The organism is Alterotamlana spongicola (genome assembly GCF_035818475.1).
Lineage (GTDB): Bacteria > Bacteroidota > Bacteroidia > Flavobacteriales > Flavobacteriaceae > Cognatitamlana.
This window is the reverse complement of sequence record NZ_JAYMGV010000003.1, coordinates 49,745-74,236: the sequence shown is the minus strand read 5'-3', so window position 1 is coordinate 74,236 and position 24,492 is coordinate 49,745. Positions and strand designations below refer to the sequence as shown.

14 protein-coding genes are annotated in these 24,492 nt (G+C 37.8%); 1 reads left to right on the top strand and 13 read right to left on the bottom strand.

Features of this window, described 5'->3' with window-relative positions:
• Nucleotides 1–6: 6 nt before the first annotated feature.
• A complete protein-coding gene (gene lacZ, locus VOI54_RS14540) occupies nt 7–3,207 on the bottom strand; it encodes a beta-galactosidase, LacZ type (protein WP_326283636.1) in 3,201 nt (1,066 codons plus the stop codon).
• Between the two features lie 506 nt (nt 3,208–3,713).
• Here lacZ and VOI54_RS14535 point away from each other — a divergent pair.
• Complete coding sequence (locus VOI54_RS14535) at nt 3,714–4,355, top strand: sugar-binding protein (RefSeq protein ID WP_326283635.1); 642 nt, start codon at nt 3,714–3,716, stop codon at nt 4,353–4,355.
• Nucleotides 4,356–4,385: 30 nt separating this feature from the next.
• On the opposite strand, the gene VOI54_RS14530 is transcribed toward VOI54_RS14535, so the two are convergent.
• The 12 genes from VOI54_RS14530 to VOI54_RS14475 all read right to left on the bottom strand — a co-directional run bounded on the left by VOI54_RS14530 (nt 4,386) and on the right by VOI54_RS14475 (nt 24,431).
• Nucleotides 4,386–4,685, bottom strand: coding sequence for a LamG-like jellyroll fold domain-containing protein (locus tag VOI54_RS14530; RefSeq protein WP_326284065.1), 300 nt, complete (start codon nt 4,683–4,685; stop codon nt 4,386–4,388).
• A gap of 11 nt (nt 4,686–4,696) precedes the next feature.
• Nucleotides 4,697–4,948 (bottom strand): hypothetical protein, encoded by a 252-nt coding sequence (locus VOI54_RS14525; protein WP_326283633.1) that lies wholly within the window; start codon nt 4,946–4,948, stop codon nt 4,697–4,699.
• 75 nt (nt 4,949–5,023) lie between these two features.
• Nucleotides 5,024–6,289 carry a DUF6786 family protein gene (locus tag VOI54_RS14520; RefSeq protein ID WP_326283632.1) on the bottom strand — a complete coding sequence of 422 codons (1,266 nt, stop codon included), beginning with the start codon at nt 6,287–6,289 and terminating at the stop codon, nt 5,024–5,026.
• A 570-nt stretch (nt 6,290–6,859) separates the two neighbouring features.
• Nucleotides 6,860–10,492: a glycoside hydrolase family 2 protein gene (locus VOI54_RS14515; protein ID WP_326283631.1), complete on the bottom strand. Its 3,633-nt coding sequence runs from the start codon at nt 10,490–10,492 to the stop codon at nt 6,860–6,862.
• Nucleotides 10,493–10,555: 63 nt separating this feature from the next.
• Nucleotides 10,556–11,902: an alpha-L-fucosidase gene (locus VOI54_RS14510; RefSeq protein ID WP_326283629.1), complete on the bottom strand. Its 1,347-nt coding sequence runs from the start codon at nt 11,900–11,902 to the stop codon at nt 10,556–10,558.
• Between the two features lie 79 nt (nt 11,903–11,981).
• The gene (locus tag VOI54_RS14505) at nt 11,982–13,367 is read right to left on the bottom strand and encodes a sulfatase (protein WP_326283627.1); all 1,386 of its coding nucleotides are present in this window, start codon (nt 13,365–13,367) and stop codon (nt 11,982–11,984) included.
• A 169-nt stretch (nt 13,368–13,536) separates the two neighbouring features.
• Nucleotides 13,537–14,355, bottom strand: coding sequence for an endonuclease/exonuclease/phosphatase family protein (locus VOI54_RS14500; RefSeq protein WP_326283625.1), 819 nt, complete (start codon nt 14,353–14,355; stop codon nt 13,537–13,539).
• Nucleotides 14,356–14,484: 129 nt separating this feature from the next.
• A complete protein-coding gene (locus VOI54_RS14495) occupies nt 14,485–16,098 on the bottom strand; it encodes a sulfatase family protein (RefSeq protein WP_326283623.1) in 1,614 nt (537 codons plus the stop codon).
• A gap of 77 nt (nt 16,099–16,175) precedes the next feature.
• The gene (locus VOI54_RS14490) at nt 16,176–17,096 is read right to left on the bottom strand and encodes a glycerophosphodiester phosphodiesterase family protein (RefSeq protein ID WP_326283621.1); all 921 of its coding nucleotides are present in this window, start codon (nt 17,094–17,096) and stop codon (nt 16,176–16,178) included.
• 5 nt (nt 17,097–17,101) lie between these two features.
• Nucleotides 17,102–19,168, bottom strand: a complete 2,067-nt coding sequence (locus VOI54_RS14485) for a glycoside hydrolase family 20 zincin-like fold domain-containing protein (protein ID WP_326283619.1) — start codon at nt 19,166–19,168, stop codon at nt 17,102–17,104.
• Nucleotides 19,169–19,434: 266 nt separating this feature from the next.
• Nucleotides 19,435–21,147, bottom strand: coding sequence for a RagB/SusD family nutrient uptake outer membrane protein (locus VOI54_RS14480; protein ID WP_442809386.1), 1,713 nt, complete (start codon nt 21,145–21,147; stop codon nt 19,435–19,437).
• A 26-nt stretch (nt 21,148–21,173) separates the two neighbouring features.
• Nucleotides 21,174–24,431, bottom strand: a complete 3,258-nt coding sequence (locus VOI54_RS14475; protein WP_326283616.1) for a SusC/RagA family TonB-linked outer membrane protein — start codon at nt 24,429–24,431, stop codon at nt 21,174–21,176.
• Nucleotides 24,432–24,492: the final 61 nt, after the last annotated feature.

Genomic DNA, 24,492 nt, shown 5'->3' with positions numbered 1-24,492 from the left:
TGGTATTTATTTTTCTGGTAATGTATGATCTATTTTGCTTCCTTTTTTCAATACCGGACGCATTACAAAGTTGTAATGATACTCCTGGGCTGGTAAACGGAATGGCACATGAGGAACGGCCGCCATAGACCAGCTATCATCTCCACCTACACCCATTTGTTTATGATCTATATTAAGTGTAATAAAATCACGGTCCGGTAAATCGGCAATATGCCCTCTACGTTCTGAAAGATCTTCGGTACTGTATGGCCAAGCACTAATACTTAATGGTTCTGCACTTACAACCTCAATCCCCTTTCCTTTAGTATTTGTCAGGGAAGCCCAACGCACCCCTGTGTAATTATTACTTTCCTGAGGACGTACATAATGGAAGAAATCATTTTTTACAGATTTTTGGTAACGTCCAAATGCCGCACTTGTAAGCCTATCTGAGTAATTTTCATGTGATCCTCTACCAATCCATTGCATAGTATCATAAGCCTCATCTAATTGTAATTGCATTCCAAAGCGAGGTAAATCAGGAAGTTTTCCAACTGGATCTATATGACTGCTCACTGCAATCTCTCCACTTCCGTAAACCGTATAATTCACCTTAACTGTTCCCGCTTTTTCCCCATTATTATCAGGCAGATTATATTCTGCCAATATACTTACATAGGTATCTGTTTGTTCTTCTATTTGAAATATCTTTAATGTCGACTCATTAGTTGCTATTTTCCAATACCCTTGTCTTTTGGGCATCTTTGAACCTACATCATTATCTGTTGGTGGTCTCCAAAAATTAGATTGTAAAGCCTGCTTTAAAACTTCGCTTCCTGCCACCTTTAAAGAGACAAGATTCCCCGATGACTTATCAAAAACAACTGTAGCTTTTTTAGTGGTAATACGAACTGTCTTGTCACTATCCGATAATTGAAGTTTTGCTAACTTATTTGATTTTTTTGTATCAGGTTCTTCAAAATAAGGTAATTCAAATTGCTCCCAGGCTACTTCATGGCCAGCTTCAGCCCATAAAAACGTTTTATTTAATTTGAAACTAATTGTTATATAATACTTGGCTCCCGGCCTGATTCTTGGTCGTTTAAAGTCTATCTTAATGTCACCGCTTTCCATAGGTGCCAACTCAGGTGCGGTAATCTGCCCTTCCTGCACTGTTTTACCATCTTCCTGTAGTTGCCAAAACACATCATATCTACTTAAATCTGCAAAATGATGCCTGTTTAGAACAGAGAACGTACCTTCCTCAATATTACTTATACTAACTTCTATAGGTTGGTGAACTTTTTTGGCTTCCCAGGTGGCTGGTTTTGGTGTCTGATCGGGTGATATTACACCGTTGTTATTAAAGTTACCACTATGAATTGGTTCTCCAAAGTCCCCTCCATAGGCCCAATACTCTTTTCCATCTTTATTTTTGGTAATCAATCCACCATCTGTCCAATCCCATATAAAAGCACCAATAAATCGTTTATTAGCCTTAATAGCTTTCCAGAACGACTGAAAATCCCCTAGGGAATTCCCCATAGCATGCGCATACTCACAATAAATAACCGGGCGCGTATCATTGGGATCATTAGCCAGCTTTACCATATAATCAAGCTTGTTATACATCCTGCTTTTTACATCCACATATAAAGGGTCTTTCCCACTAATTTTATTCCAATGGTCATTTTGAGCACCTTCATAATGTATAAACCGTGTAGGATCATAATCTTTCATCCAACCAGACATAGCGGCATGATTTGGTCCCATACCACTTTCGTTGCCTAATGACCAAAATACTATGGATGGATGGTTTTTATCACGTTCTACCATACGTATAGCTCGCTCTAGATGGGAATGGTTCCACAACGGGTTATTGGTCAGCTTCCCTGTAATACCGTGTGTTTCTAAATTTGTTTCATCAATAACATAAATACCATATTCATCACATAACTCATACCAATACGGATTATTTGGATAATGAGAGGTACGCACTGCATTAAAATTGAATTGTTTCATTAAAAGGGCATCTTTCAGCATTTCTTCTTTTGAAACAACTTTACCCGTATGTTGGCTATGGTCATGCCTGTTCACCCCATATAGAATTACGGGTTTTCCGTTTACAAAAAATTCACCATCTCGAATTTCAGTTTCTCTAAAGCCTATTTTAGAGCTTCTTGTTTCTATTACTTTACCATTATCATCTTTAAGATATAAGACTAAAGTGTACAAATTAGGGAATTCAGCCGACCACTTTTTTGGGTTTTCTACCTGAGCCTCCAGCAATCCGAATTTTACTGTACCTCGTTGCGGATAGCCTTCATTAACTATCTTACCAACATTTTCACTTAATTTTTCACTCAAAACAGCTTCCCCGTTGTTATCAAAAAGTTGCGCTTCAAGTGTCCAGTCTTTAATAACTTTTTTATCTTCGGCATGTATCTTAGGGCGAATACTCAAAGTGGTATTTTTATAATCTTCGTCTAAACTTGTACGTACAAAAAAATCATAAATGAATGCCTGACGTGGCACAGCTTCCAGATAGACATCTCTGTGAATACCACTTAAACGCCAATGATCCTGATCTTCTAAATAAGAACCATCACTCCAACGGAATACTTTTGCTGCTAATACATTCTCTCCCTCTTTTAGGTATGGTGTAATATCAAATTCAGCAGGTAATCGACTTCCCTGACTATAACCTACTTTTTGGCCATTGATCCACAAGTAGAAAGCAGAACTCACACCTCCAAGGTGAATAATAACTTTACTGTCTTCCCAAGCCTCAGGTATGGTAAAAGTAGTACGATAAGAACCTACAGGGCTATCGTCTTTTGGGATATAGGGCGGATTTACCGGTACAAAAGGATACGTAACATTTGTATAAATGGCCTGTCCGTAACCATGTAACTCCCAATTTGCTGGCACAGGAATTTCATCCCAACCGGACACATCAAATTTTGGACTTTCAAACCCCTGAACACTTTGTTCTATTATTGGTGCAAAACTAAATTTCCAATTACCATTCAAACTTTTATATCTAGGGCTTTCTGAACGCTCTGAATTAAGAGCCATTACTTCATCGGGAAAAGACATAGACGTTGCTCTGGCCGGAAGTTTATTGATACCTACTACCAGAGGGTTTTCCCAATCATTAATTGATTGAGCTGATACTGTATATATCCCAAACAGTACACTACATACAAAAGTAATTATCACTCTCACATTTTTCATTTTTAAAAAATTTCAGTTTTTATTAATTTATCTAATTTCATTGTCTTTTTTAAAGCCCCAAACCTCGGTTAGAAGCTATTTGATCTTTCTCAAAATAAACTGCTTTCCAATACGCTTTCTCTTATAACCTTTTTTAATATTACAAGTATTAAAAAGACACTTGTAATATTAAATAAATGTACAATTAAAACAGCTCATTTTATAATATTCAGGGTCTTTGTTTCTTTTAGCGAAATATACACCGGTTTCACCATCAAAAACCAGTACTTCTTTTACAAATCATTGTAGTTATTTAACCACTTGGCTTTGTCTATTTTGTTCCCTCATTTTCATAGTCTAGAACAATCACTTTTGAGTCACTTATAATAAGCTTTTTCACAACAAAAATGATGTCCTATTTATAGATAGATTCTCTCTTTAAATTGTAACACTCTATGAGTTCTATTCAAAATATTATATTAGTAACTTTTAAACAGCATAAGATTAAGTTGAAACACATGAAAAAGTATACCGTTGTAAAAATCAAAGAAGAGACCTTAAAGATTGATGGCACAGGAACAAACTCCATTTGGGAAAAAGCTAAAGTTTTGGATGATTTTTGCTCACCATGGGATCCTGACACTATAAAAAAAATTGAATTTAAAGCGCTCTGGGATTCAGAAAACCTGTATTTCAATTTTAAGGTATATGACAATAAGGTTCACCTTATTACCAAAGATAATTCTAATGATTCTATTGATAATTCAGATAGAGTTGAGCTTTTTTTCAGATCTAATCATAAAATGACCCCGTACTATTGTTTAGAAATTGATCCCAAGCCCAGACTAATGGATTTTAAAGCACTTCCCGGTAAAGTATTTGACTTTGATTGGAATTGGCCTTCAGAAGATATTAAAGTTAAATCGCTTATCAGAGAAACAGACTTTTGTGTTGAAGGCACTATAAGTTTAAAATCTCTCACCAAATACAACTTATTAAAACACGGTATTATTGAAACCGGTGTGTATCGTGCAAAATATAATCAAATAAGTAGAAACCATTATGAACCTATCTGGATAACATGGGTGAATCCTAAAACAGAAACCCCTAATTTCCACACACCTTCTTCATTTGGTGAATTTATTCTGGAAGGCTATTAGTAGATCATATGGCCGCTAATCAATATATTTTCAATTATGAAAATTGTAATAATTTTTCAAAAAAATTGTCAACTGCTGCATTTCTGAATCGGAAAGTGGCCTGTCATATATTAAAAAACGTGTTATTTCACCATCAAAAGATTCAAATCCAGGATGATTAGTAGCATCCCTTTCTTGTCCTATTGCCATTTTGGAGGCATTGACGTTTTTAGTTACAAAATAGTATTTCCTGGCTCTAAGTTCACCATTTAAAAACAGTTCTATAGGCACCTCGATATTTGACCCGGATTGCATTCTTCCTGATACGATATAATATCTCTCGGTTTTAATAGGAATAGTATCTAAAACACAAGGATTATATCATCCCAACGTCCTATGGTTATGGCATTTCTGGAACCTGCCCACAATCTGTTATCATCTGTAAGCCCTCCCCAAAACCCTTCATACATGTCTCCATTCTTTAAGTTTCCAAAGAATGAGTTCACATCTTTTAATCCACCATCCTGCTGCTCATACACACTCATAACACTTACCCATGTATATCCGTTTCCTGTAATAAGATGATCAAACGCATCTTCATTATGATTTACCAATTCCTGGTGCCTGAATACTAAAGCGCTATGATTGTTAATCTCTGGGTTTTTAAATTATTTTTTTTACTTAAAAACTTATTTAAATACATTTTTTATTTCTTCCAAAGAAACTCCTAAAGTTGCTTCTGATATTTGATTTAATGCGGTCTCATTACCTTCAAAATGGAATGTATATTGTGTATGTGTAATAGCTTCATCGGGTTGCAATGCAGCAGCTGGTGAAGAGGTCTCTAACTCATAAAAAGGCCCTAATGGTTCACCACTTGGTGTTGGTCCATCATTATATGAGTTTACGGCATCTCCTCCATATGGGAATTCCTGTAATTCCCACTTAGAGTTCACATAATCTGATACGCCATCCGGCTTATTATATTTAACAATGGTAAGCACTCCGTTTTGAGCATCATAACTCCCTGCTATATCTTTAGCTCTTTCAGGTGAAAGCCCTATCTTACTTCGATGTTTTCCGTCTCCTTTAAAGTATATCACACCTTCTTTTGCTATTAATCGTTCTTCATCTAGTGCTCCAAAAGATTCATATATATTTACAGGCTTCCCTAAATCATTATCATTACCCGTTTTATATGGCATAACTACCGTGGTTGTTTCAGAATGTTTATACATTCCTAACATCCAGATAGAAAGTAATCCATTATCTTTTGTCCAGGCCTTATCATCAATATTTTTTAAAGTGTTCTCTGTTTTATAACCCACAGCTTTAACATCTCCAATACTTGCAACTCCTAATTGAGATACTATAGTATTATTAGAAATAATAGTCACATCTCTATTGATTTGAAAATTAAATGTAAACCCGGCATAATTTGTTAAAGCTGCTGATTTTGTAAAAGACACTTTATCGGTAGTCTGTTCTAAAACGTCAAATGGTTCTAAATCTATAAGTTTAGGGGTAGCCCAGTTTTCAAAAGTAAAATCTTTTCCTTTTTTAAAATATATGGAATACTGTCCGCCTTCCGGGCCTAACCAAAAACGTTCCTCTCCTCCATAAACATTAATTTGAGGGTTAATTTCTCCTGATTTATAATGCACCTTGTTTATCCAACCGTAGCTGGCACCGGCCATTCCATCTGAAGAACTTGTCATAACACGACCTTGTAACCTGGGAGCCACTGCAATCATACTTTTTCCTGATTGTAGTACAATAAGGTCTTTTTCATATTGTTTCATAAAATCAACATCTTCCTTAAAAGGCCCTGTAATTACTTCTTTTTGATCAGCCTGAGAAGGCTCTTTTTTATTGTCTTTACACCCTTCAAGTAGTACAGTAAAAAGTAATGCCACAAATGCTGTTCTTTGCTTTGTTTTAAACGTTAATTTCATCATTGTTGGTTTATGTTATTTATAGATTAGATTTCCTTTTCTTTTTTATAAAATCAGCTTTACTCTGGTTTTATCCATTTTCCTGAACCCGGTTGAGCAAACTCCATAGGCGCAAAATAGATGTTTTTATTTTTCCATATTTCCAATAAATTCTCAAGAGCTGATTTAAAAGTCTGTTGTTAACTTGTCATTATCAATCGTAAAAAAAGCATCTGACAACCATTTTTCTTTACTTACTACTTTTAACTATGACAAGTCATTGAGTTACAAGGGCAAATTTATAGTTTAAATCCTCTAACAATTAATAATAAAACAACAAAAAACAATACTATTTTTGCTAATCAGCTACCTCTGACTCTTCTATAAACAACTTATTTAAAATGGCTTAAAGCATTTACACTCCAGCATTTGGATATTTTACTTATCTAATTCCCCTCCTCCTTATTATATGTTTAAGAGGTTGCTAATTTTGAAGATTTTAATAATATAATTATTGTTTACAATGGTACTTAACAAAGGGATGTGAGGTTTGTTTTCTCAGAGTTAAACTCATCTCATAAATTTTTCTCATTACTCTTCTATCAAGCTGTAAATAAGATTTACCAATAGTCTGGCAGCCACAGGATCTTTATCTCCCATATTCACCTCCATTTCAGAGGCAATAAGGGTGCCCTGATTTTCCTTTACCTGAAGCAGAGGTGTACCTCTCATTTCATAATAAGTTTCTTCTCTAACACCACTAAGTCCCGTATGTGGCCTCAGGTAAGTACACAGGCTCGTCATTCCGGGTTTATCTTTGAGTCGGTAAGACCTTCGGCATGCTCTTGGGCGTTCTTTTTCGTTTTGCTGCCACCAGGATAATTCCATAGGGTCAATGTCATCAAAAGCAGTATGCTCCGCAATATGCATATTAACTACCCGCCCTTTACGTTCGTAAGTAGATTGAATTTTATCATACATCAACCATTGCATGTGTTTACCCGGATGAATAAGCAATACATTGGTACCATTTCCCATTACTCTTCTTACATCTTCCCAGTTATAGGGTACTTCTTCATCCTGATCCAGATTCGCAACAATAAGCAGGTCAAAATCTTTCACCCTAATTTCTGTCAGGTCTTTCATCTTGTGGTAGTCAATTCCTATGAAATCCAACACCTTTGCTGTTTCTCCCGAAAGATCAAACACCCCTATTGTTTTCTGCTGAATACGTTCACTATGAAGCCAATGCTTATTGGAAACAAGAATATCATAGTCATTTTGGCTTATTGTTTTACCATTGGACACAAGACGCAGTACAAGCTTACAATTAGCTTTGTCCACAGGCACTTTTACCGGCAGTGTAATAGACACATCCAGAAGAGCTCTGTCATAGAAAGGAGTAACGGGTGCAGCTTGCTTTCCTGAATGAAGCACTTCTCCATTGTGAAGGATTTCCCATTCCAGTTGGCCTGACGGTATATCATTGGAATTACGGTCGTTATTGATAATAAACACACGCGGAGAAAATGTTTCACCTGCATAAAAGCTTCTTCCAAAAAGTTCGGCACTTATTAGTACGGGAGCATATGCTTTTTTTACTTGATAATTGATCAGATAAGGTTCAATACGTTCCGCATCATAAACATTTCTAAACCATGTAACATTAGCAAAGAGTTGTAGCCCTGCAGTTTCCGGGCTGGTTCTACGAATCGTTTCGATCAGCTCCTTGGTCATAAAAGCATGCCTTTTAGCTGTATAGGTAGGATCGTGATCTTCATAAGCCCAGTCGCCTACCCATGATTGTGGCACATAATTGTTGAATAAGTACTTTCTGTTAAAATGCCCGTCATCATTGTTGGTATAACCTGTTGACGTTTCCTGGCTAAAAAACGCCCGGTCTGGATTAGCTCCTGGTGACCAATAGATACGTTTCCCCCACTCCCCATTATATACCTGAAAGAAGTCCCGGTTGTACCAGTTGGGATAAAAATGACGATCATCAATATCTCCGTCGTCAATGTCATGAGGTTTCAGGTTTTTATCATAGTCTTCCTGTACACGTCCATAACCGGAATCTGCTGAAATTACCGTATTGGGAGATAGCTTCCGTATTTCCTTGATGACATCAGAAACAATTTTCCATTTTTTAAGGCGCACTTCGGGTGGGTCATTATGGTAGAACATAGTGAAATACATCTCGTTATTGATTGTCCAAATCAGTAATGATGGATGGTTTCTGTATTTTTTAACAAGTGATAGTGTTTCTTCCCTCCAGATATTGATCAATTCGTCGGAAGGCATTTCACCAATCATAAACCAGGGAAAAGGCCCTTCATAACTCACCCCAACACCTTGCTCATCAGAAGCTTGCATCCATACGGATGTGAAAGGGCTACCATGAGACCGTGTGACCAACTGGTTATTCTCATGCATAAACCCATAGAATTTGTTGGCTAATGCCCCATCATTGGGCGCAATACCTATAGGGGGATGATTGGCTCCACCCAACCAATAAGGGTTTCCATTGAGATAAAACTGCCCTTCTTTCACTTCAAAAGAACGGAAACCAATATCCATTGTTTTTTTGTCAATAATCTTACCGGATTGGTATACGGTAGTAGTCAGTGTATACATTTTTGGTGCATGCGGTGACCATACTTGTGGTGAGATGTTTCCTGTTTTGATTGTTAACTGCTTGCTTGCTCCGGCAGGAACAATAGCCTCGGTATTCGTTGATTTAAAAAGTGTTTTTCCATTTTGCTTATCCCTGATAACAATACCAACCTGGGTTTTCTCGGAAAGATCAGCATCATTTTGCAGGGTAATGTCAAAATCCCCGCCATTGCTTCTAACTCCTGCATAAATATCGGTGATATGTACTTTTTCTGTAATTTCCAGTTTTACCGGTTGCCAGATTCCTCCTTCGGTATTAGTAAACATACCATGAGGAAGTGAATTGAGCATATCATTATTAATATCTACTGAAACAGCTCTTGTAACATGCTCATCAGCATCTGCTGCTTTCTGAAACTGACGCACTTTTACATGAACCGCAATACTATTTTCACCTGGTTTTACATGATTGGTAATATCGAAATTAAAATCACCAAACATTCCTATATGCCCTCCCACATGGTTACCATTGACGTAAACATCCGCTACTTTGGATACCGCATCAAAGTGAAGGTTGATTTTTCTCCCCTCCAATTGATTTGGAAGTTCAACATGATGTCTATACCATGCACCGGTAGTTTTTCTAAAGTCAAAGGTATACCCTTCACATCGGGCATATTCTTTTTCCCGATAATTATCTGAAATACCACTACCTCTATGGGGGAGTCCGGAATCCTGTAAGTGAAGCCAATTACCTGCCGGGTTCCAGAAATCCGGAACATGCATTACATGCCATGATTGATCATCCAAGTCTTCAGCAAAGGGAGAAATCGACTCTATACTATATTCAGGCATAAAAAGCCAGTTTCCATCTAACGAGAATTCATTCCTTCCGACTTTTAACCTTTTAATCTTTAAAGGAGAATATTTTTTACGTTGTTGCTGTCGTAATGTTTCTTTTTCTCCGCCTGATAACTGCACTACATATTTTTGATCATCCTGAGCATAGAAGGTCTCTTTTCCATTAAGGTCTTCAATCTGCAGATCAGCATATTCTGTTTTTATCCAACCCCCTCCAAGTATTGCTGTTCCATGCGAAAGAGGCGCCTCATCTTTTACAACTATTCGAGGCGTTTCTTCATCATTGACATATACTCGAATGTTGCCTTCCCAGTATACTATTTTGAATGTGTACCACTGACCTGGTTGAGGATTAAAATCTAAAGACTCTAAGGCTAGCATTTTGTTTTTAGCCTGTGATTGGTACCTACAGAGATACAGGTCATTATTATTGCCTCCCCGTAACCCTAGTGCATAGCGGTTTTCCCGGTCACTAAATCCAAAACCCGACCAGATCTGAACTTGTTCTGCACTCTCGGGAGTACGTGCCTTAAAAGTAATGACATAGGCTTTAGACTGCTGCTCCTTAAGTGAAATAAAACAGTCTTTCATAGAAACAACATCCGCTGTCCATTCTATTTCTCCGCGACCAGTAACCTCCCAGTAATCTTTATTGAATACCAGCTCCTGCCCGTAGACAAGTGGAGAACAGAAAATTGCTAATAATACTATAACAAGGGGCTTTATCTGGAAATTTTTTTTGCGCATATGGCTAAACAATAATCTATTAATTTTAAAATCAGAATAAGTATAATAAAGGTATTTTTACTATCAATTACTTTCAATGACCTGACCATCTTCCCTATAGAGATCGATTTTGCCTTTTAACTGTACAGCGACTACAGTCATCTGATCATCCAACTCTCCCTCGGGCAGGTTAATGTAAGTAAGCCCGGGCACACTACTCCAATACTGTTTACTCAAAATTTGATGGCTCAACTTGGTACCGGTTCCTACCACACGAATCCGGTTGATCTTATTTTTTAATCCCTTGATGATCAATGGTCCATTGGGTCTATGAGGAACAAACAGATATAGGGTTTGCAAATCTTTGGAAAGGGTTGTGGGGCCGTAATAATGCCCAAAAGGTAACCCTGCATTGGATGCATAAATAGCCTCTTTGTGCTTATGGGTCCATCTGCCAAATTCCTCTAGGATCTTCACCTGTTCTTCCGGGATAGTTCCATCTGCTTTGGGTCCAATATCAAGTAACAGATTACCCCCCAGATTTAAACAGTCTACAAAAATACGGATCAACTGATTAGCTGTTTTGTAATTTTTGTCATTGTGCTGATATCCCCAGGAATCATTCATTGTCATACATAATTCCCAGTATTCACTTTTAGGCCTTGCAATAGGCACCCCTTGTTCTGGTGTATCGTAATCGCCATGTCCCCTCAAACGGGAATTGATAATAACATTCGGCTGATAATGATGTAACAAATCACGTGTTTCCTTAGCCTTCCATTCTTCTCCACTATGCTCCCAGTCTCCATCAAACCATATCAGGTCAGGTTTATAAGAACTCATAAGCTCTGTCAACTGTCCCTGATAATAATTAACAAAACGGTTCCAACGTTCAGGCTCATTTTTTATATCATACCGCCTTTCGTTTCGGGTGAAATGCGTGTAATCATTGTAAGACCAGTCCGGTAACGAATAATAAAGCCCCACTTTCAACTTATTTTTTCGAAGTGCTTTGACAAATGGACTAAGCACATCACGTTTTGCTGCCGAGCTTTTTACTGCATTTAAATCCCCATATTTAGTGTTCCATAGCGCAAAACCATCATGATGCTTACTGGTTATAACAGCATATTTGGCACCACTTTTTTTGATGAGCCCGGCCCAGTAGTCCGGATCATAATTAGCGGCAGTAAACCGTTCGGTTTGCTTAAGATAATCCTTGTGTGAAATATAACCATTGTAAAAAGACCAGGACTCATCAATACCATTGACCGCATAAATGCCCCAATGAATAAAGATCCCGAGCTTGGCATCACCAAACCATTGGAATTTTTCACCATCTTGAGTTTGTTGCTTTTGGCCCTGGAGTAAAGTTGTGGCAATAAAAAAAGTTGCCAGGGCTATTATAATTTTTGAAAATCTGGTATTCATATTCTGTTTATATTTAATCTCATGATCTTAACCGGTAAGACCTTATAAAGGTAAATCTTTTATATCAAAATTTAAGGTTTCATCTTGAATCCTGAAAACGGGCATCTATCATAGCTTTTAACTCTGTAACTAATTCAGGGTTTTCTGTTGCTATATTGATACTCTCCTTTTCAGCTGTTGTATGATCATAGAGTTCCACATGACCATCCTTATGGACTATCAATCGATGCGTAGATGTTCTTACGGATGTAGCCTTACCATTATAAGATATGGCCGAATGCCCTGGAATATTTGGCTTTTCAAGTATTGGTTTTAGTGATTTACCCTGAACAAAACCGGGAATATCTATACCTGACAGTTCACATAATGTAGGGTAGATATCAACTGTTTCAACAATGGCTCTTGTCTTAGAGCCTTTAGAAGCTATATTGGGATACTTTATGACAAGCGGAGAATGTATGCCTTCCTCAAATAAGTTATGCTTCCCCCATATGGCATGTTCTCCTAAATTCCAACCATGATCCCCCCAAAGAATAATTATGGTGTTTTCATAGGCCCCGGTTTCTTTTAAACTTTCAATCAATTTTCCTACCTGTGCATCAGCATAACTTACACAAGCAGCATAATGACGCCTTACTTCTTCGGCAAATGCTTCATCTTCATTAGGATCCTTGCCCCATCTATTATATTTCATAAACTCATTTGAATCATGCCATGTTGTTTTTCCTTCAGGCTTTTTTGGGTGCTTAACAGGTGGCAAGGAGATATTTTTATACGTATCGAGATATTTCTTAGGTGCTCCAAAAGGTAAATGCGGTTTTAAAATACCCACAGCAAGAAAAAAAGGTTTTTGTGAATTACCAGCTAACAACTTTAGCTGTTTTAATCCTTCTTCAACAATTATACCATCCGGATAAATTGAATCGTCTCCTTCTACGCTTTGAAATACATCCATATCGCTCGGTTTTTTTCGAATTTCCCCATGAGCCAGACCATGCATAATTCCACGCGGATGTTGCCATTCGCCTACAGGAAGTAATTGCCTATCCCAAGCACCAGGCATTTCAATCATGTTATTATTATCCCAATCCTTACCGCCTCTTCCTCCCGGATGATGGGACACTTTCCCTACTGCAACTGTTGTATACCCATGCGCTTTAAACCACTCGGGCATACTGGGGTCTACCTTTTCCTGTCCCTGAGAAATCCGTTTTGATCGCATAAAAAGTGCATTGTTCCCCGCCGGACCGTATTGTCCCGTTAATAGTGTATATCGTGAGGGACCACAACTTGGAGAGTTCACATAGTGATTCAGGAATAAAATTCCATGTTCAGCAAGTTTGTCAATATTAGGCGATGAAATATATTCTACACCAAAACTTTTCAGTTCCGGACGAAGATCATCAACACAAATAAATAGAATATTGGGCTTTTCTGAAGAGTTAGTAGGGTTTGAGCACTGCATTAATAAAATCGTGCAAAAAAGTAATGTAAATACTGGAGTTAAGACTTTTAAGGAAGGTGTTTTTAGCGATAAATACATCATAATTAATTATTTCTATTCTTATTCAATACTATTGGAATCATTTTAATTCCCTTTTTAAGGTAGTATATGGCTACCTTGGGATTGCTTTTTACTTAACCTCTTTTAAAAGCAGAGTTGATATGATTGGCCTATGATCTGATACTAATTCATTATCAACCACTTCATAATCTAAAACAGTAAAGCGTTCAGGCTTATACATCAGTATATAATCTATTTTTACCCAGGGATCAATTCCAGGGTAAGTTGGGGTATAAGGTTCTTTATCACTTGGCTTCATAAATGACTTGAGGAACAAAAACCCCGGAAAATCAGGGTGAGAGTTCAAATCCCCTCCTAAAATCACCGGATGTGGGTGTGCTAATATTTGTTCTTTGATGTCTTTAACCTGTAGCAATCGCGTTTCAAAATCTATCGCTTCCCTTCCTGACTCCAAATGAGTAGTAACAACCGTAAGTGTATCTTTCCCAACTTTCAAAGCGACCCACAAGGCGGTTCTCTGTTCTGTTCCCTGTTTATACGGTAACAAAATGTTTTTTGATTTTACGATTGGAAATTTGGATAACACAGCTACACCATATTCTCCTCCGTTAAAATTAATTGCCTTACCAAATACATGTTCCATGCCTGTAAGTTTACCAAGTTCTGCCGCCTGATCTTTACCTTCTGACCGGCCTGTCTTGTTATCTACTTCCTGTAATAATACGATATTGGGCCCAGCATGTGTAATGGCTTCTGCTGTACGCTGCATGTTTAGCTTTCCGTCTTTATTAGTGCAATGCCGGATATTAAAAGACATTACTTTGAGTGTGTCTTTATCATTAGTGTTTTTATTTTTTTGTATTGCTCGCGCATGCTCTGATACAAAAAGAATGACAGCAAATACAAAAACTATTTTTTTTAGCTTCATATTAATTTTCCTTTTCTTAATATAAATCATTAATGAATCTATCTTACAGGTCATAATAGACAGGTATTATTTTAGTCATGATAAAAATACTTACATCCAGATTACATTGTTTCTGAATTAACTCCAAAATCAATCTTCTATATATGCTGGCTTTGGAAACTTCATGACATTACTATACCGTTTATAACTGTCAAAAATATCATGGTCCGGTCCTACAACCCGGGGGTCTTTTGTAAGTTTCAGTTCTTGAACAAGTGTTTCCTTTAAGTTCTTTGCTATGCCTTCATATTTTGATTGCCCTGAGAGATTACGTATACACCCGGGATCTTCTTTCAAATTGAATAATTCAAACTCAGGCCGCTTATCAAATGCTAATTTAAAATACGCTTCATGTTCAGGGCTGTTGTGATTTTCAATAAGAAATGTTCTTGAGGGCGAGGGTGCTGCGTCACGGAATATCTCTCCATAAACAAATTTTCCTTGCTTATTTAAACCATACATTGGCTGTAGCACTGTAGTATCTTTTCTACTAAATCTTTGTGGTGCTCCTACAGGCCATCGTTCAGGCTTCATATTCCATACAAGCAGATAATCTCCTTGTCTTATGGAACGTTGCGGATATCCCCAATTTTTATACCGTGCCGTAGTATGCCTTTCACGCCCCGTATACACCGCCCGGTTTAAGTCTTCATCAGAGGTTTGTAAAAAATTCCAGATACTCTTCCCTGTAATAGGCAGCATTTTTTTAGGTATGGTGCTGGTAGCTTCTAAAATTGTTGGTGCAAAATCCACAAAACCTACAGGGGTATGCTTTACGGTTCCTTTTTTGATTTTATCCGGATATCTAATGGCCAAAGGCACATGAATACCATAGTCATAAGCACTTGCTTTTGCCCGGGGAAAAGGCATACCATTGTCTGCAGTCACTATAACAATGGTGTTATCCAGTTCACCGATCTCATCAAGATAGTCAAGGATCTTTTCCAAGTGCAGATCAAACCATTCTATTTCCACCGCATAATCGGCTAAATCTCCACGAATGGTATTGTTATCGGGAAAAAATTCCGGCACATCAACATCCTTCAAATCCTTGTTCCTTTTTTTCCATGATCCCTCTTCGTATACCCTGTGTGGCTCATGACCTCCGTACCAAAAGAAAAAGGGCTTATCTTCCCTAACTTCTTGCATGAAGTATTTAAAATTCTCAAAATAATTATTGGTACTAATACCCTTTGCCGGCAGCTCCTCCTTGTTCTTATAAGTTACCGGTGTATAATCAGGTCCAGCAGCATTTTCTTTACGCCATAACGAGTCCTTCCCATTTCTGGCATATTGAAAGGGGTCCACCCCTTTACCTGTCCTGCCTACGGCATATCCATTATCCTTCAATTCGTCTACAAAAGGCACATGCTTTGTCATCCATGAACAATAATGCTGCCCTGATTGCTCGTTTTGCCAGTGATGCCTTCCGGTGATTAATGCACTTCTGGAAGGTGCACATCCTGGTGAACCGGCATAGCAATTTGAGAAATACATACCTTCTCTTGCTACCCTGTCAAATGCCGGTGTTTTGACAAAATTGCTTCCGGCAAAACTGGTGTGTAAGTAAGATTGATCATCACTGATTGCAAACAAAATATTGGGGCGTTTACTTGTCTCTTCATTTTTTTTATTGCTTTCTGATTTGCACCCAACGACCAACGCTGATATACAAACCAAAACAAAAAATAGTTTTAAGTTCATATTTTTTTGAATAAAATTGATGCCCCATTTCATAAGTACGTGATTTGCAGAAATTCAGTCTGTAGAAGCCACGTCATTTAATCTTGCCTTCTTGATTTAATATAATCCATTAACAGGTCTATCTCATCGGTCATGATAATTTCCATACCGTTATCTATCAGCCACCCCCAGTTTTCATCTGGATTTTCAGGCGCTTTTTCATCTGAACGTCCCGCAGATGAACCTCCGCTCCATAGCGTATGGCAATACAGTTTGATTCTCTTTTTTTGAGCATCCGGTACAACCGTCCATAAACTGTCTTGCTCTGTTTTAAAACGAAAGAATACTGTTTTCAGGTCATAATTATCTACCCAATTGTGGTAAGAACCTACCGGGTCTTTTTGATGTGAACCTATTTTAGGACATATAATGACTCCCGGGTATTTAGCTAGTGTATCTTTGACAACTTCATATTCGGCATTAAATACCCATAAAGCATGATCCAGAGTTTTAGTTTTCTTAAGAATCTTATACATGGATGCGAAATTTTCCAACGCGTTAATCTTGATATCCAGGTTAACCATGATCTTTCTTTTTGCAGCTGCCATATATTCTTCAAAGCTCGGTACGGTATAATCCGTTAGGTTACCTTTGTGATCCTTAATACGAAGCGCTTTAATTTCTTCCAGAGTTAAGTCTGAGATCCGTCCTTTTCCATTTGTGGTACGGTTTACACTTCCATCATGCATCACCACCAATTCGCCATCTTTGGTTTTGCGTATATCAATCTCAACAATGTCAATACCTTTATCAATACAGCTTTGCAATGACTCGATGGTATTTTCCGGGTAATTTTTCCAATCCTGGCGATGTGCCATTACCATTACGGCACCATTCCCCCCTTGTTTAAAATTCTTTCTTTTTTTTCTGAAACTACCACTTTGGGAAAAGGCATCAGGAAGAAGACACCCAATAAATAAAGTTAATACCAGTATTTGCTTTAATTTTAATGAGTACATAGTTATTATTTAAAACTTTCAAGTTGTTTGTACATCTTTTGAACAAACAGTATTTCTGCATAAAACTGCCAATCAAAATTAATAGCTTGGTTGGCCAGGTGAACATGGTGATCCTGATCAAGGATATAATTTGAAGGTTTTTCCAATATTCGGGTTTGACCATAGACAGCCTCAAAATTGTTTCTGACCTCTTGAAAGCTGTCCAATAATTTCCTGAACTCATTGATCTCTTGATTACGTGCACCCTCATTTTCTGCCTTGTCTATCTTTTCCATGGCCAGTAATACCTCGGCAGAAAACCGGGTAAGTTTGTTAACCTGCTCATATACTTGCAGCGTATATTCAGATCTAATGGTATTGTTCTTATACTTATTGATCTGATGTTCTACATATTGATTGGTCTCTAGTGCCTTTTGGGCCTGCTCTATTCTCCCTTTATTATCTTTACTCCATTTCCCCGGCTCAGACAACTCCGGAAAATCGATTACAGCTTTAGCTTTGTCTGCAGGCTGCTCCATACGAACCAGATAGTTTCTGTTTTCTCTTTTTAACAGTGCGCCTTTCCAGAATTTCACCGGTTCTTCAAGCCGGTCTATAAATGCATAAGATGAGTCTGACAGAGTATGTGAATATGAACGATGACGATATGAGGCTTTAAAGTCATCAATGCTTTTTGAGTTCCCGGCCCAGGTATATTCGGCAAATGCCAAAATCCCCCTCCAGTAAAGTTCAAAATGTGGTGAATCATCGTCCCACAATGTACATAGTAGTCCGTTGATGTCTTTATCTATAGAGTTGATCGCAAAATCCCGAATGTTTATGATGTTACCTTCATCCTGAGGCATTAGCACCCACCGTCGTTGTGCGGCTGTTGCCCCCATTACCTGGAGACCATGATCTCTGAACCAGCTCATAGCCTTTTGGTTTCCATAGGCTTGCGGGGAAGCATAATTCCACCGCATATAAATACAGTTTTTTGGAAAAAGATCAAGAAATTTGCTGAGCTTATGTTCATTTGATTCCCAGATGCTATCTACAGTCTGAACACTCATCTTTTTGTCAAACATTGATCGGTATACTTCCGCATGCCTGAGAGGCATATCATCCCAAACTATTGGAATTCGGTTATTTTCTTCCGCAAATTTGCAAACTTTTCGAAGCCACTCCAGTTGTAACTCCAGCGGTGACCTGCCACTATTACGTCCGGTAGTACTCACCTCATCCCCGCCTACATGCAAATACCTTCCTGAAGGAAAGGCCTTAAATGCATCTCTGTATAAATCAAATTGCAACTCATAGGTCTTTGGATCCAGGGGGTTAAAGGCCCAATCACTTTTTGGGTCATCCCTTAAGGAGACATACTTGTCATGCTTCAAAATAAAAGAGGCATGCCCCAAGCCCTGTATCAGTGGGCTAATTTCAATATTTTTACTTAATGCATAAGCACTTAAAGCGTTCCATTCTTCTATACTCATAGCATCATCAGATGCTATAGTAGACTCCTTCTCAAACCTCAGCTTATCTTCTACCTCCGCAATGATAGCATTAACCTTAAACCTGGCCAGTTTATCAATCATTTGATAATAATACGCTTTGCGGTTCAGGTGGTGTTTGACATCCAAATGAATGGCTCTATAGGCTAAACTGGGAAAATCCTTAATGGTAATATTTGGAAGGTATACAGCTTGGTCTGTAGCGTCTTCTATTATTTGACTCAATGATTGCAATGCATAAAACAACCCGACCTTATCGCGTACCTGTATTGAAATTGATCTATCTTTAATTTCCAGAGCATACCCTTCGGGCTTCATGGAATCTTCGGGTACAAATTCTACATGAACCTGGTTGTTATTAGCTGATGGAGATTGCTGTGAGTTGATAAAATCATCCAGTGTATCCATGCTGATTTTATCTATTTGTGAAATAAATGGCAGATCTTTGGGCTTTAAACTGCTATTACCGTCTATGAATATTTCTTTTGGTGTTGGCAACAATACAAATTCTCCTTGCTTTGTTGATGGCTTACAGCCTAAAAGTAGGCTAATGAGCAGCATATATAATAATCGTTTCACAAATAAATCTATTTTTTAATTACAGCTATTAATATCCAAGTCAACAATTTACATCAATTTATGATTTTACAAAAGTTCTTTTCTTTAACTAATCTTTGTAGGATTGAAATTCAGTAAAACTTGAGAACATTATACCAATGAGAAAGATTGCAGTATGTTATTATATTTATTCAACAATACCCACTTAAAAAGAGCCAGGAGACATACACCTCCTGGCTATTCTAAGGTTAAATGTTATCAATCAAATTGATATTTTTTACCTGATTTTAGTTGATATATCCAGGGTTTTGTTCTAAAACAGCTCCAATATTAGCTTCTATCTCACCTCTTGGAATTGGAAACAATTCATGGTGCGGTTGAATATCATCCTTATTCAGAGGGTTATATTTTACTACACGCTCATGCAGCTTCCCAAGACGAACAAGCGTCAATCGCCTTTTTTCTTCAATCCCCAATTCTCTAAGTCTTTCATCAAGGATAAAATCTATATCCACATCACTCGCATCAATAGGTACAGCATTGGCACGGTCTCTAACCACATTTATGTCCTGAGCCGCCTGATCTGTTTGACCAAGCCCCAAGTAAGCTTCTGCACGAATCAAATAGGTTTCCGCCAATCGCATATCATACCAATCAGTATAAGTACCTCCTCCTGTTCCATATATCAGGCCGTTTGCCGGGTTAATGATCCCTTCAGGATGATTTCCCGGTGTTGTTACTTTGGTCTGATAAGGATACATACTTCTGGGCCAATCTCCTGTATTTGTTATACTTGCCACTACCTCCGGATTGGTATCAATGTCAAATATAGTTCCCAGTGGATAACTTCCATTAGGATTATTATACTCATAGTATCTCGGCAAATTGTATTGTGAATTACGAATGTCATTCAAATCCAAATTACCCATGTCATCCATCCATATGGTATGAGTGAAATGATAGGTAGGTTTCAACCAGCCAATCCCTCGGCCTCCGGTATAATCGGAGACTGGCCAGCGAAACCTTGCCTTAGAAGATGCATTATCAAGACGTTTAATATCTCTTGTTAATGGAGGGTGCACCCTTTCTGCCTTATATGAACCATCTCTTGTAGTTGACAAACTTCCACCTCCCGGCACGTCAATTTCCCATTGGATCACAAAAACCCCTTCGGTATTGCCTGCTCCTCGGTTTTGATTATCTCTTCTAAACAAATCCCAATACACATCACCGGGCTCAGATTTTCTGGAGCCAAATCGTGATTTCATTAAGGCTAATCCAGGGTTATTTATGACTTCTGAAGAAGCTGTAACCGCTTTGTTAAAATCTCCCACACTTATGCAAACCTCTGCCAATAAATGATTGGCAGCAGCACTGGAAACTTTTCCATCAGCTACCTCTGTAATATCCGGAAGATTAGCGGCAGAAAATTCAAGATCTGCTATAATTTGAGCTAGACATTCCGCTTTGGTATTTCTAACAAAATCTGTTTTAGGTCCAGAAACTTCTTCTAAAACCAATGGCACACCTCCATATAAATAAGTAAGTGCACGATAGGCTGCTCCTCTAAAGAATTTTGCTTCAGCTTCTACTAAGACGCTTTCGCTTTCATCCAATGCAGATCCCTCTAAACGGCTTAAAATAGTATTGGCATGGGCAATCATTTGATAGTGTCTGGTCCAATTCCAACTCGCTGTACCTGCTGTAGGATCTAATTGTGAGACATAATTTCCAAATCGTTCAACAGATCTAACCTGACCGTTAAGTCCAAAGTCTGTTCCATATTGATATCCAAAGCAGTGCTCCTCACTACCGATATAAAATGCTCCTCGATAATCACTATACAACTGGTTTAAAGCCGATTGAAAATGCGTACTGGTCGTATATAAATTTTCAGCTGTAAAAATCCCAGATGGATTTTCTTCTAAAAACTCATCATTACATGAGCATAGAACGAAGCTGAATAAAGTTATTAAAATTAATTTTTTCACGATAATCATTTTTATTGTTATAAATCTTTTTTAGTTTAAAAAGTCACATCAAGGCCAAATGTGTAACTGCGCATAACAGGTCTGCCTGTATAAAAGACCCCACTTCCTGATTCGGGGTCCATCCCGTCCCAATCTGTTATTGTAAATAAGTTTTTCCCGGACACATATAGTCTCAGGTTTTCAAAACCTATTTTTTGAACAAAACTATTTTCAAAATTGTATCCTAGAGAAACATCCTGTAATCTAACAAAGCTTCGTTGTTGATATCTACCTGGAGTTATTGCTCCCAGTGCTCCGGGAAGCCTGTAACGTCCGTTAGGGTTTGACGGTGTCCAATAATCCAGACCTGCAAAGGTTGCATGCTTACCACTATTTGCACTACTATTCAGGCTTCCTCCCCAGGGGTCATTCCTGGACATATATCCATTTTTTCCGCCCTGAATAGAGTTGATATTAAACATTAGTGAAAAGTTTTTATAATCTAATTTGTTAAGCACACTAAATCGATAAGCAGGAGCGCTTTGCCCAATAATTGCCCGATCGTCTGCACTGATTACACCATCCCCATTGTTATCTTTGATCTTATAAGTCCCTATTCCATATCCATCCGGTATTTCATCATCAATTTGGTAAACACCTTCTATTTCATAGGTATAAATGGCAGACAATGACTCCCCAATAAACAAACCACTTGATGCCAGATCATCCTCTTCCCCATCGCCGTTTATATCTCCAAGCAATTTTGTAACCTCGTTCCTATTTGTAGAAAAGGCTGTTGTTACAGACCAATTAAAATTCTCATTATGTATTGGCCTGGCAGTCAAAATTAGCTCGAAACCGTTATTCTTAACCTCTCCAACATTACCAATAACTGAATTAAAACCAGTAATAGAAGGGATATCCTGACTCCAAAGTAAATCATTTGTAACAGTTGTATAATATTCAGCAGAACCGGTAAGTACATTATTAAAGAGTCCAAAGTCAATTCCCAGATTAAAACCGCTGGTTTTTTCCCATCTTAAATCATCATTTGGAAGCGATGTTGTGCTATGGCCAAAAGCCGTTGTGCCGCCATCTCCAAACACATAACGGGCTCCTGAACTAGCTCTTGCCAAAGAACTGTATCTACCTACCAGATTTCCATTTACACCATAACTTAATCTGAACTTAAGCAGATCTAACCAATCTTTCGACAGAAAAGACTCGTTACTGGCTTTCCAGGCAAAGGCTAAAGACGGAAAATATGCTGTTTTTTGATTCTTGGCAAAACCAGAAAACCCATCTCTCCTAAGTGTTCCCGTAAGTAAATAGGTTCCTTTGAAAGCATAGTTTATTCTCCCCATTTGGTAAGCTGATGTTTGTTCCCAGCTATCTGAAGCTGTAAACTGATCTGTGCCCTGTTCAATGCTATTGTAACCCAATGTCATGTTAGAAAAATTCCTTGCTGTGGCTGTAGTACTTTCAAATTTTCTTTTTTGGTACCCTGCAACCAATGTCAAATCAAGGTCGTGATTCTCATTGAATGATTTTTTGTAGTTGAAAATATTATCCAGGGTTACATCTTTAGCACGGCCATTTCGTTTTCTTACCTCTCCACCCTGTGAAGCTGCAAACTCATCGGCATAATAGTCACGGCTATACCTTATATTTTGCCCGTGATTAAGCCTATAGGTCAAGCCTTCTATAAACGGAATATCTATTTTGGCAAAGAAATTTGCAAAATAAGTATCATCTTTGCTTAGATCTCTTCTTTGTACCGGAACAAGAGGGTTTTCAATAGTTTCAAAACGGAATAATAAATCGCCGTTTTCATCATAAGGTGTTCGTAAAGGATTGGAAAGCACCAAATTTCCTATAGAGGGGGAAGCTCCGGAATTATCTGAAAAGCTTGCAAAAGACTGGGTTCCTACTGTAAGCCATTTGGTAATTTCTGACTCCAGGTTTAAACGAATTGATGTTCTCTTAAATTTATCATTGACAATCCAGTTCTTTTGATTATCAAAAGAACCTGAAACAAAATACTTCATACCAGGCTTATTTCCGGAGATACTTATATTATTCTTCAATAAATAGGCATCGTTTGTTGCCAGGTCGTACCAATCTGTATCTGTGCCATTTTGAAGTCCAACAATGTTTTCGGGACTCACTACATAGTTTTCAAAATCAAAGTCAGGATTGATTTCCGTATAACCTGATTCTTCGGTATAACCTTCATCCCAATACACGTCTCTAACATAGGTTAGATATTGGTCTCGGTTAAATAAATCCAATCTTTTAGCCGGTTCTATAAACGATGAAGACGTACTGAAAGAAATTTGCGGTTTTTCTGATTTTGATCCATCTTTAGTCGTTATCAATACCACTCCATTGGCTGCCTGCGCTCCATAAATTGCCACACTACTGGCGTCTTTCAATATATCTATGGACTCAATATCATTTGGATTTAGGCCATTTAAGTTTCCGTAATAAATAATCCCGTCTACAACAATCAGTGGATTTGTATTTCCTGAAATTGTTGTGGCTCCACGTATTGATAAAGAAGGGGTTTCTCCTGCCTGATCCACCATACCTATGTTCAGACCAGGAACCGTACCTTGTAATGATTGCAGTACGTTAGTATTAGGAGATTGTCTAAATGATTCTATGTCTGCTCTGTTAACAGCCCCTGTTAAATCACTCTTCTTTACGGAACCAAACCCGATTACAACTACCTCATCTAATTGTGCTGTATCTTCCTGTAAGGTAACCTTAAGGTTTGTTTGCCCATTAACAGCTACCTCTTGTGTTGTAAATCCTAAATATGAGAAAACAAGGATAGCATCCCTATTTGACACTACAATTGAATAGTTTCCGTCAAAATCGGTGCTTGCCCCATTTGTTGTTCCTTTTTCAACTACGCTTGTACCTGGTAATGGCTGGCTATTATTATCTACTACTGTTCCTATTACCTTAAAGCCCTGGGCCGTATTTTGACCAACTTCATCTATTTTTTCCTGTACAACAACTGTATTGTTTTCTGTAACTATAATACTGAAGTTACCGGTTAACAAACTCTTATTTAATAAGTCATTTGCTAATATTGTACCTTTTTTTACCTGAACCTTTGGAAAATCATTAAATATCCCTTCCTGATAGATAAATTTGTAATCCGTTTGATCCATTATCAGATCAAAAACTTCATCAACAGTTAAAATTTTATCGGTACTAATCTTAATCTTAGAATTTTGTGATAAAACATTATCAGGCACTAAACTGAATACTGTTGTGAAGCACAAAAAAATAAAAGCTCGCATAATGTTAATTAGTAGTTTTCTTCTAAAGCAGAAGAGAACATTTTGTAAATTAATTTTCATA

What these genes read in the sequence shown, in the direction of transcription:
- VOI54_RS14535 (WP_326283635.1), top strand. Translation starts at nt 3,714, where the DNA reads ATGAAAAAGTATACCGTTGTAAAAATCAAAGAAGAGACCTTAAAGATT.
- VOI54_RS14520 (WP_326283632.1), bottom strand. Translation starts at nt 6,289, where the DNA reads ATGAAATTAACGTTTAAAACAAAGCAAAGAACAGCATTTGTGGCATTA.
- VOI54_RS14515 (WP_326283631.1), bottom strand. Translation starts at nt 10,492, where the DNA reads ATGCGCAAAAAAAATTTCCAGATAAAGCCCCTTGTTATAGTATTATTA.
- VOI54_RS14510 (WP_326283629.1), bottom strand. Translation starts at nt 11,902, where the DNA reads ATGAATACCAGATTTTCAAAAATTATAATAGCCCTGGCAACTTTTTTT.
- VOI54_RS14505 (WP_326283627.1), bottom strand. Translation starts at nt 13,367, where the DNA reads ATGCAGTGCTCAAACCCTACTAACTCTTCAGAAAAGCCCAATATTCTA.
- VOI54_RS14500 (WP_326283625.1), bottom strand. Translation starts at nt 14,355, where the DNA reads ATGAAGCTAAAAAAAATAGTTTTTGTATTTGCTGTCATTCTTTTTGTA.
- VOI54_RS14495 (WP_326283623.1), bottom strand. Translation starts at nt 16,098, where the DNA reads ATGAACTTAAAACTATTTTTTGTTTTGGTTTGTATATCAGCGTTGGTC.
- VOI54_RS14490 (WP_326283621.1), bottom strand. Translation starts at nt 17,096, where the DNA reads ATGTACTCATTAAAATTAAAGCAAATACTGGTATTAACTTTATTTATT.
- VOI54_RS14480 (WP_442809386.1), bottom strand. Translation starts at nt 21,147, where the DNA reads ATGATTATCGTGAAAAAATTAATTTTAATAACTTTATTCAGCTTCGTT.
- VOI54_RS14475 (WP_326283616.1), bottom strand. Translation starts at nt 24,431, where the DNA reads ATGCGAGCTTTTATTTTTTTGTGCTTCACAACAGTATTCAGTTTAGTG.